Source organism: Enterococcus phoeniculicola ATCC BAA-412, from assembly GCF_000407505.1.
In the GTDB taxonomy this organism is placed as follows: Bacteria; Bacillota; Bacilli; order Lactobacillales; family Enterococcaceae; genus Enterococcus_K; species Enterococcus_K phoeniculicola.
Genome location: NZ_ASWE01000002.1, coordinates 18,722 through 32,413, shown reverse-complemented (window position 1 = coordinate 32,413; position 13,692 = coordinate 18,722). Strand labels below are relative to the sequence as shown.

The 13,692-nt window shown below is 33.0% G+C and carries 13 protein-coding genes; 5 read left to right on the top strand and 8 right to left on the bottom strand.

The genetic code is table 11. The annotated features are described in order from the left end of the window. Nucleotide 1: 1 nt before the first annotated feature. Nucleotides 2-850 (bottom strand): discoidin/SUN/FTP domain-containing protein, encoded by an 849-nt coding sequence (locus tag I589_RS06985; RefSeq protein WP_010768819.1) that lies wholly within the window; start codon nucleotides 848-850, stop codon nucleotides 2-4. A gap of 285 nt (nucleotides 851-1,135) precedes the next feature. On the opposite strand from I589_RS06985, the gene I589_RS06980 reads away from it, so the two are divergent. Beyond that, on the top strand, nucleotides 1,136-1,675 hold the full coding sequence (locus I589_RS06980) for a DUF1697 domain-containing protein (RefSeq protein ID WP_010768820.1): 540 nt from the start codon (nucleotides 1,136-1,138) through the stop codon (nucleotides 1,673-1,675). Nucleotides 1,676-2,023: 348 nt separating this feature from the next. Here I589_RS06980 and I589_RS06975 read toward each other — a convergent pair whose 3' ends face one another. Then, nucleotides 2,024-3,250 carry a serine hydrolase gene (locus tag I589_RS06975; protein ID WP_010768821.1) on the bottom strand — a complete coding sequence of 409 codons (1,227 nt, stop codon included), beginning with the start codon at nucleotides 3,248-3,250 and terminating at the stop codon, nucleotides 2,024-2,026. A gap of 1,354 nt (nucleotides 3,251-4,604) precedes the next feature. On the opposite strand from I589_RS06975, the gene I589_RS06965 reads away from it, so the two are divergent. Together I589_RS06965 and I589_RS06960 are read left to right on the top strand one after the other, a co-directional pair. Beyond that, nucleotides 4,605-4,967 (top strand): hypothetical protein, encoded by a 363-nt coding sequence (locus I589_RS06965; protein ID WP_010768823.1) that lies wholly within the window; start codon nucleotides 4,605-4,607, stop codon nucleotides 4,965-4,967. Between the two features lie 537 nt (nucleotides 4,968-5,504). Beyond that, on the top strand, nucleotides 5,505-5,819 hold the full coding sequence (locus I589_RS06960) for a hypothetical protein (RefSeq protein WP_010768824.1): 315 nt from the start codon (nucleotides 5,505-5,507) through the stop codon (nucleotides 5,817-5,819). Nucleotides 5,820-6,170: 351 nt separating this feature from the next. On the opposite strand, the gene I589_RS06955 is transcribed toward I589_RS06960, so the two are convergent. Beyond that, nucleotides 6,171-6,434 carry a hypothetical protein gene (locus tag I589_RS06955; protein ID WP_010768825.1) on the bottom strand — a complete coding sequence of 88 codons (264 nt, stop codon included), beginning with the start codon at nucleotides 6,432-6,434 and terminating at the stop codon, nucleotides 6,171-6,173. Between the two features lie 333 nt (nucleotides 6,435-6,767). Here I589_RS06955 and I589_RS06950 point away from each other — a divergent pair, with 333 nt between their 5' ends. Both I589_RS06950 and I589_RS06945 read left to right on the top strand, forming a co-directional pair. Further along, nucleotides 6,768-7,157: a helix-turn-helix transcriptional regulator gene (locus I589_RS06950; protein WP_010768826.1), complete on the top strand. Its 390-nt coding sequence runs from the start codon at nucleotides 6,768-6,770 to the stop codon at nucleotides 7,155-7,157. Nucleotides 7,158-7,185: 28 nt separating this feature from the next. Further along, nucleotides 7,186-7,677, top strand: coding sequence for an AraC family transcriptional regulator (locus I589_RS06945; protein ID WP_010768827.1), 492 nt, complete (start codon nucleotides 7,186-7,188; stop codon nucleotides 7,675-7,677). 462 nt (nucleotides 7,678-8,139) lie between these two features. Here the strand turns inward: I589_RS06945 and I589_RS17790 are convergent, their stop codons facing one another. From I589_RS17790 to I589_RS06915, 5 genes are all read right to left on the bottom strand, one after another. Continuing rightward, nucleotides 8,140-8,604 (bottom strand): hypothetical protein, encoded by a 465-nt coding sequence (locus I589_RS17790; protein ID WP_010768828.1) that lies wholly within the window; start codon nucleotides 8,602-8,604, stop codon nucleotides 8,140-8,142. Further along, on the bottom strand, nucleotides 8,601-9,209 hold the full coding sequence (locus tag I589_RS06930) for an ABC transporter ATP-binding protein (RefSeq protein ID WP_010768829.1): 609 nt from the start codon (nucleotides 9,207-9,209) through the stop codon (nucleotides 8,601-8,603). Before I589_RS06930 ends, I589_RS17790 begins: the two co-directional genes overlap by 4 nt. Further along, entirely contained in the window at nucleotides 9,206-11,191 is a 1,986-nt protein-coding gene (locus I589_RS06925) for a hypothetical protein (RefSeq protein ID WP_010768830.1), read from the bottom strand. The genes I589_RS06930 and I589_RS06925 overlap by 4 nt, the downstream gene beginning before the upstream one ends. Before the next feature lie 50 nt (nucleotides 11,192-11,241). Then, nucleotides 11,242-11,589 (bottom strand): mediterrocin family bacteriocin, encoded by a 348-nt coding sequence (locus I589_RS17785; RefSeq protein WP_010768831.1) that lies wholly within the window; start codon nucleotides 11,587-11,589, stop codon nucleotides 11,242-11,244. Between the two features lie 643 nt (nucleotides 11,590-12,232). Further along, on the bottom strand, nucleotides 12,233-13,690 hold the full coding sequence (locus tag I589_RS06915) for a glycoside hydrolase family 1 protein (protein WP_010768832.1): 1,458 nt from the start codon (nucleotides 13,688-13,690) through the stop codon (nucleotides 12,233-12,235). Between the last annotated feature and the right edge of the window lie 2 nt (nucleotides 13,691-13,692).

Genomic DNA, 13,692 nt, shown 5'->3' with positions numbered 1-13,692 from the left:
ATTACTCCTCTGAAAAAGCGAGATTTTTTCCCCAAAGTTCAATTTGAGTCAATGCTGGAAATGGGGAAGGATCGTCAGCTTGTTCTAGCTCTCCAAATCGAACAGATGTAACACTTCTTTCAGAAAACAAAAATGTTTGCGGCTTCTCTGTTTTTGTTGTCTCAAAGGTTTCTCTTGAGCCATCTGAAAACTTCAACGTTACTTTTTTCCAGTAGTTGTCATGAGGGAAATCTGCACGCCATGTAAACACCACCTTGTTTAGCAAAACCAATCGTCCAAAATCAATTGTTAACTCGGCGTCTGCCTGCTGATTAATCCCCCAAGATTGGAATGGATACGAACCATGTGAATGGTTGGCATATATACCGTCAATCGCATTACAAGCAAAAAATGTCGCATCATTTCTGGTTTCTACATTCGCATGAGCATGTGGATAAGCACCTAAAAAATCTTTTTGATCATGCGGATTCAATGCTAAATTTTGATACCTGTCAATCTCGTCTTTTGTTGCTACTCGTGCACTTAGATAGTGACTCTCTCCTAAAAAACGACTTTCAGGACGGGCTTCTGTACGGTTTTTACTGAAAGATAACTCATACGTCCAGTCAAATTCTGGTAAGTAAATAAGTGAGGTTTCTAATGTCTCATCTAATTTCACCATCAAATACATTTTTTTCTGATTCGTATGAATCCTAATTTGATCTCCTTCTTCATAGGTAAAGTGCCTCATTGAAAGATGAGCAAACTCTTGCGAAACTGCACTCAGTTCTTTTTTCACTGGTTCGTCAGCTTGTTGAACCTTCCGAATCTTTCCATCCTTGTCATAAATTGAAATGTTTATTTCTGTCATTTGTCTACCTCCTAAAATCTGTTAGCTCCATTGTAGACTAGTTAGACGAAAAAGAAAACGCTTTTTTTACTAAAATTTTACTCAAAGTGCCGAAATTTCTTATTTTCACTCCTTCCATTCTCTACTCTTGAAAAATTCATCTATTTTAAAAAAAGATTTTGGCAAAATTTTACTATGACCGAATGACGATTGCTTCCGCTCACCTCTTAAGTCCTTTTTTTCCATACTCATACCGAAAAATGACTGCTATGCTATACTTGGTGAAAAAAGAAGGTGGTCAAAAAAATGAAAAGATATGTTGCTTTACTGAGAGGGATTAATGTCGGCGGAAAGAATAAACTAGTGATGACCGAATTAAAAAAAGAAATGACTATCCTTGGGTTTACAGAAGTTGTCACCTATCTAAATAGCGGCAACCTTATTTTTTCCAGTGATTTAGAGGATAAAAAAACAATTTCTACCATGATAAGCAATGGAATAAAGCATTCCTTCCAGCTAGATATTCCTGTCTATATTGCCTTACAAGAGGATCTAAGAGAACTGCTAGAACACACTCCTGACTGGTGGGATAACGGCAATAAAGATATTTATGATAATCTTATCTTTATTCTCCCCCCTTTGTTCAGTAAGAAACTTTATGAAGAATTAGGTGAACCAAACGCCGCCTATGAAAAAGTGTTTAGTTATAAAGAAACTATTTTTTGGTCATTTATAAGAAAAGAACATCAAAAAACAAATTGGTGGTCAAGAACCGCTCGCTCAAACGTGAAAGATTCCATAACTATTCGAACGGCTAATACAGTAAAAAAGATAGCGACTCTATAAGCGTAGTCAAATCAAAGAAGATTTTTTCATATGTTTAGTCCAGAGTTCCGATAAAAAGCACAAGAAAGCTTTTCATAACAGACTTTCTTGTGCCAAACTACAGAATCCCTTTAATGTCAAAAAAACACTTCTGTCTCCTCTTTTGTAGAATAAAAATGGAGTAAACAGAAGTGTTTGTCATTTAAAATCAAGTAGATACTAAAAGGTTTGAAAGTAAACATTTTACAGCATATAAACTCTGCTTATTTTTTCTAGATTCTTTTAACTTTTGCCCAGATGGCTAAAAGATTTTTTCAAAAATCGTCAGATTCGTACAAAAAGAAATACTAAGTAGGCTCCTATGGCCAATTAAATTAATTGTAAAATGCATCGATCAATACTATCGGCTAAATCAGAAATTGCCTGCTCGCTATATTCTTCTGAATAACCATTTGTCATAATCGTCAGATAGTAAGGACGCTCAGCCTCAACTAAAGATATATCATTACTCACTGAATACATAGGCATCCAACCTGTCTTATGGACAACATCCACTGCAGGTATCCCAATTGCAACCCCATCATCAAAAGTACTTTGATGCAGCCAGTCATATAATTTTTTTATATGCTCACTTGAATCTTTCTGCTGGTTTACATACTTCATATAGCTTGTTAGCACTTTTGCAGTTGAAAAAAATCGATCATTTTGCGATTCTGCATCCATCGTTTTTAAAAACGCAACAAAATTTGGCTCTCCTATATAATCAAGCAGCATGAGATAAGCAACATTATCACTGTAGCGAATGACTAATTCAGCAAGTCTTTCCAACGTATATTGTGAACCAAAGCTATCCCATTGAATAATTCCTGTTCCACCATAGTAGTCGCTTTCTTGATACGTCAATTTCTCAGATAAATCAAGTTTCCCCTCATCTGCTAAATTCATCATATATGTAATAAACGCTAATTTGATACTGCTCGCTGTACGCCGAACAGCATTTTCCTGATATCCATATTTTAGAGTTCCATCGACGGTTTCAATATAGATGCTTAAGTCCCCGCCATTTTCTTTTATAAACGACTGGATTTTCTCATCTAACAAATTCGTTACCTCATCGGAATTCAATGTTGGGTTTTTCAACTGATCCCGCTGCTTCTTAACATCTGATCGAGGAGCTAAGTATTGCTTTTCAATAAATCCTTGATTATGTTCCGTTAAAATTTCCATGATTTCATCATCTTCGGAAACATGTTTTACTTCAATAATCGCTCCTTTGGGTATTTTTTCTTCACGAACTGTATTCTTTTTATTATCTAAATAAACATTTGCTGTCTGGGTAACGACGTACTGATCGTCTACTACTTCTTTTTTTTCTGCCGGCTTCTCTGCATCTTTTTTTTCAATTTTTTCCGGTTCTAATTTTTCGTCTGTTTTTAGTGATTTCGTCTGCTTCTGATTCGTTGAATTTACCGTACGCTCCTGATTTATGTACAAAAAAAAGCAGATAGAACTCCCAAATAGAATAGCTATCAAGCTGAACATCATCATTTTTCTGTTTCTCTGCTTTCTTTTCATCGATCGCTGTTGTCTTTTCATTTTCTCCCCGCCCAACCTTCCTTTTCTTACATTATATAGAAAAGAAAATACACTTGTAAACCTTCTTATATAGATTTCTTGAGGTACCTTCTCTTATTGTACCAATAAACAATGTCACTTTCTTTTTTTAGTTGTTATATGTTCGATAGCACTATTACTTTTCAGAAATTTTTGGCCACTCTCAAATTTTTTTTCAGTTGACTAGTCTTACTCTTCTAAATTACTAGAAATCAACCACGTATTCTGCTCCTCTTAATCGTCTCTTTTTTCTATCATGCTATAATAACCCAAAACTTTTTAAGGAGAATTCACTTTGGGAAAAATCAAAATTTTTTTAGCGCGCGCTTTTGTAGGAACGACTCTTTTAGTTATCTTTTTTTGAAAAAATTGATTTTCTGAATAACAAAAAGACCTCAAACTGGTGAATACAAACCGCTTTGAAGTCTTTTATATTCAAATTCTAGATAAAGAGAAGCATTTTTATACTTCACCGTAATAATTTGCATAATGGATTAAATTCCAAAAATTATAAACTTTATACGTTACTAGATTAGATTCTGTACTTTTTTCAAGAATAGGTGGTGTTACCAAATATAATTGTTTCTCAGAGTCACCTTTTTTTAAATCACAGGTAACGCTCTCTATGAAATGTCCTGAGAAAAATATATTTGTCCTGACAGCGAGTTTAGGTGTCGAATGACTGAAAATAAAAACGAAAATCAGCATTAAACAAATACAAGATAGAATTTTATTTTTACGCGTCCATTTCACAGATGAGCATCTCCTTTATTATCATTTTTTAGAAATTCATAACTAGAAAACTACTATAAGCTGATACATCGATACTGTCCCAAGGATAATTTAATCTATCAGCGGTATGACGCTTTGCCATTCGATTTTTGACTGACATAGGAGGCATAAGTAATTTCATACGTATTTTCTTAAAATACGCTACAAAACTACCTTTTCTTACATTATATAGAAAAGAAAATACACTTGTAAACCTTCTTATATAGATTTCTTGAGGTACCCTCTCTTATTGTACCAATAAACAATGTCACTTTCTTTTTTTAGTTGTTATATGTTCGATAGCACTATTACTTTTCAGAAATTTTTGGTCATTCTCAATTTTTTTTCAGTTGACTAGTCTTACTCTTCTAAATTACTAGAAATCAACCACGAATTCTGCTCCTCTTAATCGTCTCTTTTTTCTACTTTTTGGCTTTACAAATTGTTAGTTCACTCTGTTCAAAACTTCCTCCTCTATGTTTTCTCAATCATTTTTCGATGTTCATCTATCTATCTTTTTTCTATCATGTTATAATAACCTAAAATTTTTTAAGGAGAATTCACTTTGGAAAAAATCAAAACTTTTTTAGCGCGAGCTTTTGTAGGAACGACTCTTTTTAGTTATCTTTTTTTGAAAAAATATATTACGTTTCATTTTTGGAATCCGCTCTTTTTAAAAAGGAACATTCCCAGCACTTACACAACTTATTATTCCGACGGTTCTCTAGGAAAAACCGTCCTTTTTGGTGACGAAATAACGTTTGCTTTCTTTTTTCTCGTCATTGGTTCAACAATTAATTTCTTATTCTATCGATTTTTACAAAAAGAAAAGGATGTATCCACGAAAATTTGCTTAATCATTCAATTAATCATTCTTGCTGTATTCATTTTAAAACTATACACAAGTAAGTTTTTTGCCTTATTCTAAAGTGTCTAACCTGCCAGACTTTATTTGAGTTAATCATCAATAGCGTTGGGAAAAAGAGGTGCATTTCCTTCGTAAAAAAATGCTATTACTAGAAATCCGTCTTGTATACTCCTTCTCTAAGCTCACTTAAAAAATTTTTACTTTGTAGTCACTTAAATAAATTTAATCCAAATTTTTTCTAAAAGATTACTAACTAAAAAAATCTTCTCTGTAGCTACTGCTTAGCAAAATCTGCTTTTTCTACGATGAATGCAAAAAAGATAAAAATATATGCTACTAATTTAAATTGCTTTCTCTATTTTTTTAAGGCATCCAGATATTTCACCCATTCTATTATCTCCTCCCTTAATTTCCGCGCATAGAACATAGAGTGGAAGGATTCGAAAACAAGCTGAACCCCTCAAAAAATTTCAGACCATAATCCTACTTAATTTCCTTTTGAACACCTTAACACCTTTGAAAAAGCCCTACCCTGTTGATTCAAACCTGGTGCAAGTATATACTACTACTTAAGATAGCATACTGGAGGGTTCGCCAATGTTTAGTTTTTTAATAACAGGAATCTGTTTGCTCTTGGCATTTTTATTTTTACTGCTAGGCATACAGTTTCATCGAGGAAAATGGGTACTGCTTATTGCTGGTGTAACTAAAAGTACACCAAAAGAACTGGCACAAAAAAATGGAAAAGTAGCTAGTTATTGTATGTATTTTGCGTTCATCTATTGTCTTCTACTTGGGCTTAGTTTTCTTATGCAGCAAACAATATTTCTGCGAGGAATGATTATTTTAGGTATATTGGTCGGTATTGGAGGAATAGTTTATGCTCTAAAAGAGTGGGTGAAAAATGGGTGAAGAAGTGTAAATAATCTGAGCATATATAAACTCCCATTTTTTATTTAGACAAAACTTCAATAAAAAATTGCACTATTACATAGAAAGAAAAACTACGAATACTACTATGTTTGTTTTAAAAAATAGGCTACAAATGATGACTACTTCCGACTAACTGTACAGGTTAGTCACAGCTATGATAATTTTTAGGCGAAGGAGTTTGGGTTAGAACTATGATGATTCTGTCCCAGGCCCTTTAAATCTTGATGAAGGGTGGGCTCATCTCCAAGAATTGAAGGTCTCTACTTCGTTCCCCTCTTTACGAGATTTCCTACTAGCCTTACTACCTATAAAAACACACTCATATAGCTATTAAGAAATCATGTAGGACAATCCCAATAAGAGTAAAAAGCTAATAAAAAGAGGTGTGATATATTTAAAAACCCATTCTTTGAAAAGATTTCCCGCTTTACGTTCAAGATCATATTTAGGATTTTCACTATCATTAATAAACTCATTAGGAAATCTGGCAAAAAACAACCCTTTTGTAAACTTCATGAAAAAAGCCATCAAAATCAAAATACCTGTTATTCCAACTCCCACAATAGAAATAAACTGCAAATGATAACTATCCAAAAAATCTCCCCCAATCCATTGTCATTTAACTTCATAGTAGGTTAATAAAAAATAATAGTCAACTAACTTTCCAAACAGAGGTAAGAAAAATAAAGAGCATCAACGTATTTGTTTATGCTAAAAATACGGAAGCACAATGTCTTTTGATTTACATCTAACAATTTGATTTATCTCTAGTTAAAATAGAGTATGGATTCATTACTTAAAATTTTCGGAGGAATAATTTTTCACATATCGCACAAATAAATTGCACTATCTTTTAAATGGGACTCTATGAGATAAAACAGGTCAGTCTGTTATACTAAAATAAATAGTTTAGGTGAGGTCATTATTATGGGAAGTAAGAATACAACAAATTCTAAAGAAATTTACACACGTTTAATAAATAAAGCAGAAGATTATATCGAGAGAAACTTGAAAGAATCAATATGTTTAGCAGATTTAGCTAAAAATGCAAATTTATCAGACTATCATTTCCATCGAATGTTTAAAAAATATTCCTCTGAAACAGTGAATGAATTTGTAACTAGATTTAAACTAGAACGAGCCGCAATTTTTTTATATGTCCATCCAACAATCTCTATCACAGATATCGCAATGGATTATGGATACAGTGATTCTAGTACTTTTAGTCGAACTTTTAAAAGACACTTTGGTGTATCCCCTATCGAATATAAAAAACAGCAAGAATTGACAAGAAATAGGAAGGATTCCCTGTCATAATTTATTCATAGAAATGGAGGAATAATAAATGACTATGCCAATCAATATTACAACCAAGCAATTGAACAATCAAAAAATCATCTATATTCGTTTTAGAGGAAGCTACAGTGAGTTTCGTAAAAATAGCAGGAAACTTTTCAATGAGCTATTTGATTTTGCAGTTAGAAATAATTTAGTGGTTGAGGAAACAAACAAAGTTTTGACAATTTATGATGATAATCCGTTTATTACAGACGATGCAAACCTTCGTACAAGCGTAGCGATGACCATCTCTAACCATACAAAAGTAATCGAAAGCGGGAATGTTTGTATCTCAAGTATTTCAGGAAATTTTGGCGTGGGACACTTTGAATTATCAGCGAAAGAATATGAGGATGCGTGGAAATATATGTATCAAGAATGGTTATTTAAAGGCCGCGCCCAAGCTAGAGATGCTGTACCATTTGAAATGTATATGACTGAACCACCCAAAAATAGGAAAGATAAAAGTTTGACTGATATTTATATTCCAATTAGTTAATTATGTTCATCAAAATCAATAGTGCTGTGGAGCAATGAACGTAGACAAACACCCTAGATAATTCAGAAGCATTTGTTTAATTAGACAATATCATTAGCTAAAAAATTCGATGAGGTTGGGACATAACTAATTAAGTTATATCCACCCTCGTAAACTCTTAATAAAGGGTTGTAAGAGAAGGAACGCATCTCCACTGCGTTTGTCTCTCAACAACTTCTACGCATGAGACATGAGTTGGAGACTTCGAAAATAAGTCGACACACTATTTCTGAAAGAAATAGATATAGAAACGTACCCAGTCCCAGAGATTTGAGGAGCCCCCGGAATCATTCAACATTGAAAGACAATCTTTTGGAGTTCCTATTAGTCCCGTGAATTCCGGCTTATTGCTATAAATTACAGAAGTTTCACTTCCAATCATGCACTGTATCTGTTCTCGGAGCTGAATACTTCTGTCCAACCTCATTGAAAGACTTCTTCTCCCCAAATTGTTTTCGCTTCTTTTTCTAAAGAAATAATCTTTTTTTGCTCCTCATCAGTAAATGAAGAGTTGGATAAATCAATACGCCCTTTTTCAACTTTCAAGTAACGATCTTTCCGTTTAGATGGATTTTTAATGGCTGTTTGAAACCCTATCTCTGTATCACCTGATAGTTTAGGCCAAATAATAAGAGCATATTTACTATCCGCTGTTGCAACTGCTAAATTTCCAGTCAATGTCCCATAACTAGGGAATTTAACGTTTAATAGAAACCCATTATCAGAATCATTAAAATAATAAGAAAGGTCTTCCTGCATGGCTGAAAAGTCTTTAGTTGCATACGGCTTAAATTGACTCTTGAAGTAAAAAAAAGCAATATTATAAGCTACTGCAAAAATCAAAAAAATAGATAGAACAAACAAACTAAAAATTTTTACTTTTTTCATAACTCCACAATCCTTTGCACTTTTTGTTTGATACTTTCATCATGAGTAACTAAAATGATTGTTTTCCCTAAACGCTGCATTTCAAATAGAATTTCTAGAACTCTATCCCCATTTCTTTTATCAAGCGAGCCTGTTGGTTCATCCGCAAGGATAATAGTACATTTTTTTACTAATAGTCTAGCTAAAGCAACTCTCTGTTGTTCACCTCCAGATAGTTTGTATACTTTTGTATCAATTTTACTTAATAACCCAACCTGCTCCAACGCTTTTTCGACTGTGATGTTTGACCTATTTCTTTTTTTTATAAGTGTCAGATTTTGTCTGACGGTCTTATTTTCAATTAATACAAAATTTTGAAATAGAAAACCTATCTCTGTAGAAAAAAGTTTTGATCGATTCTTCTTTTTCGAAATATCCATTGTGTTAATGTAAACTTTTCCAGCATCAACTGTTTCAAGACCACCTAAGATATTCAAAAGTGTTGTTTTACCACTTCCACTATCCCCTGAAAAAATAACAAATTCTCCTTGCTCAATCTCTAAGCATAGTCTTAAAAAGAGAACTTTACCTTCAAATGATTTTGTTATCTGGTCTAGTTTAATCACAAAATTCCACCTTTCAGAACTCTCATCATGCTCTGTTTAGAATGTTTTTTAGATAAATAAATGAATAGTATCTCTTCTAAAAAAGTAAATAATAAAGTTGCAATTATCGAGTCTAAGGATAGACTTGTATTAAACATTGGAAGAGTATAATAACCAATTATAAGAGCAGTACCACCGCAGAAAATAGGAAGTACTAGTGAGAAAAAATATCTTTCAAGAAAGTTATACCCTAATAACTCTTTGAGCATTAATTCTTGTGCTTTTACTTTTTGTTCTAATACCACTAGAAAACTCATCATAGATACTTCCATAAGTGCAGTAATCAATATGATTATTGTCCCAAGAAGAAGGGTTCTCTTCTTTACAGACCATTCCTGTAAATACCATTGGTAGATTCCCATTACATAGCTATTCTTTTTATCGAGTAAACCTGCATTAGAGTTAACGAAGTGGTTCCATTCATTGGTAGGGATTAAGTGAAAACTGCTACGAAAAAGAAAACTATAGTTCATAAACTCTTTAGGAATTGACGACGTTGTGTTAACTAACATAATCGGATTAAGAGAACATTCGGATGTAATCTTTTCAGTTGTACTGACACTTAAAATATCTATGTCCTTTTGATAATATTGAATTTGTAAAGATTCTTTAGGTATTTGGTTTAAAATATATCCTAGATTCTGCTTGATTATTTTAAACTTACTCTTTAGTTTATTAGGGATTAGCAAATACATTTTTTCTTTTTTTATAGGGGCAATGTTTGGAATTCTTTTTTCAATATAGTCAGTTGTTGCTTTATTCGCATAGATGATAGTATTACTGTCTAAATATCCTATATTAACAAGAGAATACATACTGCTTTGAGCGTTTGAATAATTAGATATAAATTTTTTTTCCAGAGCTATTTCATCTTCTTGAATTTGATTAAAACTATCGAGACTAGTTGATCCGTTTATAAGGCTATCTTCAATAGATTTTGCTATTCCAGTTGGATTTATCTGAACATATTTGTATTTACTATGCTCTTTAAAAAAAAACCTTTGTGAATAAAATTGAAAACCGTCTTTAACCATAGGCATAGCACTAGAGAGTATCAGTAAAAAAATGAATAGCGACCCAATTTTATATAGGTAGCTGACATTCAACAATTTTTTTGTCGAATGATTGTTACTAATATCTTTCTTCAAATCTACCCTTAAAAGTGAGAAATAAATGAACGTGTTGATTAGCATAAAGATTACTAAGTAAAATAATACATACTTGATACGAAATACAGCATGAGTAAAATAATTACTAACAAAAAAAGTAACTAGAAAAAGCACTGTATACGAGCATATATCCTCTACCATGCTTTTATAAATAATCGCTTGCAATGATTCTCCTTGAACCATTCGTAAAAGAATTTCTTTCTTTAACAAAGCTACCTTGTATATAGTCAATAAGAAAATAAAAGCCAATGCTAGTGTCCAGTAAAGAAGTACATTCTTTGTTGATTGGTTTGTCTCCCCCGATTTTTTTGGAAAACTTCCAGCGTATTTATTTACCAATTTTTTTTTAAACCGAATCATATTCTTTTTTTTACCAATTAGTTGGAAAGTGGTTATGTCACTATTTTCAGGTATATTTATAATTTTTTTGTTTTCAACAGTTACTTTACCAAGAAACAGACTTTCAAATGTTCCTGTTGTGAATTCATTTTCATTAGAAACCCTGTTAAATACATTTTTATTCGAATAAATCGTCACAACTTCATCAAAAGTCGAACGAATATCTCTATTAACCATGAAGACTTCCAGATTATTGTTATTTGCTTCATTTTCAATTTCATTGTACATCTCTTTTTCATCGTAGCTTTGGTGATAGAACGTAACATGGTAATAGGAACGATCAAAGGTCGCTATATTCCAAATAAACAATTCACCAACGGCAAGAAAACAAATAAAGAACAATAATCCAGAGGCTGAGTAACAAAGTTTCTTCATGGCTTTACCTCACTTTTTTACTGTATTAATTAAGGTGATAAATCAAAATTTTAGTAGAAGAAATTGGCATAGCCAACAAGACTACCAGAATGTACAACTTCAATTTTTGATGTTCCACCAGCTCCTAAATCAGGTCCAAAATGATTGCCTGTTCCATTTGCGACTTGTGCATAGTGACGTTTTGAACTATGTGTTGCCCAAGAATAATCTTCATTGATTAAAAATGTATTGTATCCAAAAACTAAATTAGCGCGTCCCCCATCACCAGAAGCATATCGTTCCCAAGCACTAGAAAAATCATTAGCTGCACCTCCGATAGAATCCAAAGCATAGGCTGAACTTGAAAAAGCAATAATACTAATAATTCCCAATCCCATTGTTAACAATAGTTTTTTCATAGTAATTCTCCTCTCTCAACTGAGCTGCAAAATGTCATTCATATACTCAAAAGTCCCACTGTTTCTTTTGTTCAAATCACCTCATCATTAGATAGTGGTACATTCAGCTGTTGATACTTTTGGCCTGAGAGTTATTACTAACTCTCATATAAAATATATCACTAATAATAAGAAATATTTGACTAGTGTCATAGATAGCTATAATAGTGTAATAGTTTTTTTATACTTAATGAATCGTGAAGAGCTACCTTGTGCACGATTATAGGCTTGTGGTTTCTTATTTCTAATAATGATAAATTATAGAATTAACAAATTAATTTCAAATTAGTTATCATAAATTGGGGCTATATAATTTGACTAGCAATTTTGACTCAGAGATAAAAAACAAGAATCTCTCGGAAAGCACTACAGTTTTCCGGGGGATTCTTGTTTTAGTAGAACTGGGCTAAATTTACTTATGCCACCGCCCATTTTTCTTAGAATTCAGTTTGTTTTGGTGTCTTTCACTAGTCAGCCAATAATCTTCACATTGGTATTGGAATTCTTTGGATTTCCACAAACGCTAAATAGAAAGGAATAGTTATTTTAGAAAATTTCTCCTTAATCAGGCTATAGAAACCTTTGCCCTCTAGTTGGCTTTTATTTAGAGTGCTTCCCCATTGGTTGCAATGACATTTTTATACCAATCAAAGGATTTTTTCTTTCTTCTTTCTTTCGTGCCATTTCCTTCATCGTCTTGATCAACATAAATGTAGCCGTAACGTTTAGACATTTGTGAAGTGGAAGCACTAACTATATCAATACACCCCCATGAAGTGTAACCAAATAAATCAACACCATCATGAATGGCTTCTTGCATTTGTTCAATATGTTGACGTAAGTAGTCAATTCGGTAATCATCTTGAATGGTGCCATCTTCTTCGATTTTATCAACGGCGCCAAGACCATTTTCAGCAATAAATAATGGTTTTTGATAACGATCATAGAGTTGGTTTAAAGCAATTCGCAATCCCTTTGGATCAATTTGCCATCCCCACTCACTACTTGGTAGGTAAGGATTCTTAATTCCACCAGTAATTAAATTTCCTTCTGCATTTTCCAGGTTTTCAGGATGAGCTGAGATAGCTGACGACATATAATAACTAAAGGAAATAAAATCTACTGGATATTGTCGCAATATCTCTTCATCGCCGACTTCAGTTTCTAAAACGACACCTTTTTCTTCAAACATTCTTTTTGTATAGGCAGGATAATAGCCACGCGCTTGTACATCTGAGAAAAATAGAGAAGATCTCTGACTTTCAACTGTTTTTTGAACATCATCTGGATTACATGAATAAGGAATCAATAATTGATAACTAATCATACAGCCTACTTTCGAATTAGGAATAATTTGATGACAAGCTTTTGTGGCTAAAGCACTGGCAATAAATTGATGATGGGCCCCTTGATACTTGGCTTGTTCAATATTGGGATGATTTTCTTCAATTACACCAATACTCACATAGGGATGATGTTTCACACAATTTATTTCGTTAAACGTTAGCCAAAATTTTACTTTGTCCTTATATCGTTCAAAAACAGTTGTCGCAAACTTAACATAGAAATCTATTAACTGACGATTCGGCCAGCCGCCATATTCGGTTGCTAAATGTAATGGCATTTCATAATGTGACAAGGAAACGACTGGTTCAATACCATATTTTAATAGTTCATCAAATATTTTATCATAGAAAGCTAAACCAGCTTCATTAGGGGTGCTTTCATCCCCATTAGGAAATATTCGGGTCCAAGCAATTGATGTGCGATAACACTTAAACCCCATTTCAGCAAATAGCGCGATGTCTTCCTTATAGTGATGATAAAAATCATTTCCATAGCGTTTTGGATAATATTTTTTACTATCTGGATTTCGTGCCTCTTCTACTTGAGCGTGCGTCATCAAATGCCATTGATCTGTCCATTTTTCTTTTGGCAGACTATTATCAAAGGTATAAACATCCGAAACAGAAAGTCCTTTTCCACCTTCATTAAAGCCACCTTCTACTTGATGGGCAGCCGTTGCTCCCCCCCATAAAAAATCTTTTGGAAATTTTGTCATAA

What these genes read in the sequence shown, in the direction of transcription:
- I589_RS06985 (WP_010768819.1), bottom strand. Translation starts at nt 850, where the DNA reads ATGACAGAAATAAACATTTCAATTTATGACAAGGATGGAAAGATTCGG.
- I589_RS06980 (WP_010768820.1), top strand. Translation starts at nt 1,136, where the DNA reads ATGAAAAGATATGTTGCTTTACTGAGAGGGATTAATGTCGGCGGAAAG.
- I589_RS06975 (WP_010768821.1), bottom strand. Translation starts at nt 3,250, where the DNA reads ATGAAAAGACAACAGCGATCGATGAAAAGAAAGCAGAGAAACAGAAAA.
- I589_RS06960 (WP_010768824.1), top strand. Translation starts at nt 5,505, where the DNA reads ATGTTTAGTTTTTTAATAACAGGAATCTGTTTGCTCTTGGCATTTTTA.
- I589_RS06950 (WP_010768826.1), top strand. Translation starts at nt 6,768, where the DNA reads ATGGGAAGTAAGAATACAACAAATTCTAAAGAAATTTACACACGTTTA.
- I589_RS06945 (WP_010768827.1), top strand. Translation starts at nt 7,186, where the DNA reads ATGACTATGCCAATCAATATTACAACCAAGCAATTGAACAATCAAAAA.
- I589_RS17790 (WP_010768828.1), bottom strand. Translation starts at nt 8,604, where the DNA reads ATGAAAAAAGTAAAAATTTTTAGTTTGTTTGTTCTATCTATTTTTTTG.
- I589_RS06925 (WP_010768830.1), bottom strand. Translation starts at nt 11,191, where the DNA reads ATGAAGAAACTTTGTTACTCAGCCTCTGGATTATTGTTCTTTATTTGT.
- I589_RS17785 (WP_010768831.1), bottom strand. Translation starts at nt 11,589, where the DNA reads ATGAAAAAACTATTGTTAACAATGGGATTGGGAATTATTAGTATTATT.
- I589_RS06915 (WP_010768832.1), bottom strand. Translation starts at nt 13,690, where the DNA reads ATGACAAAATTTCCAAAAGATTTTTTATGGGGGGGAGCAACGGCTGCC.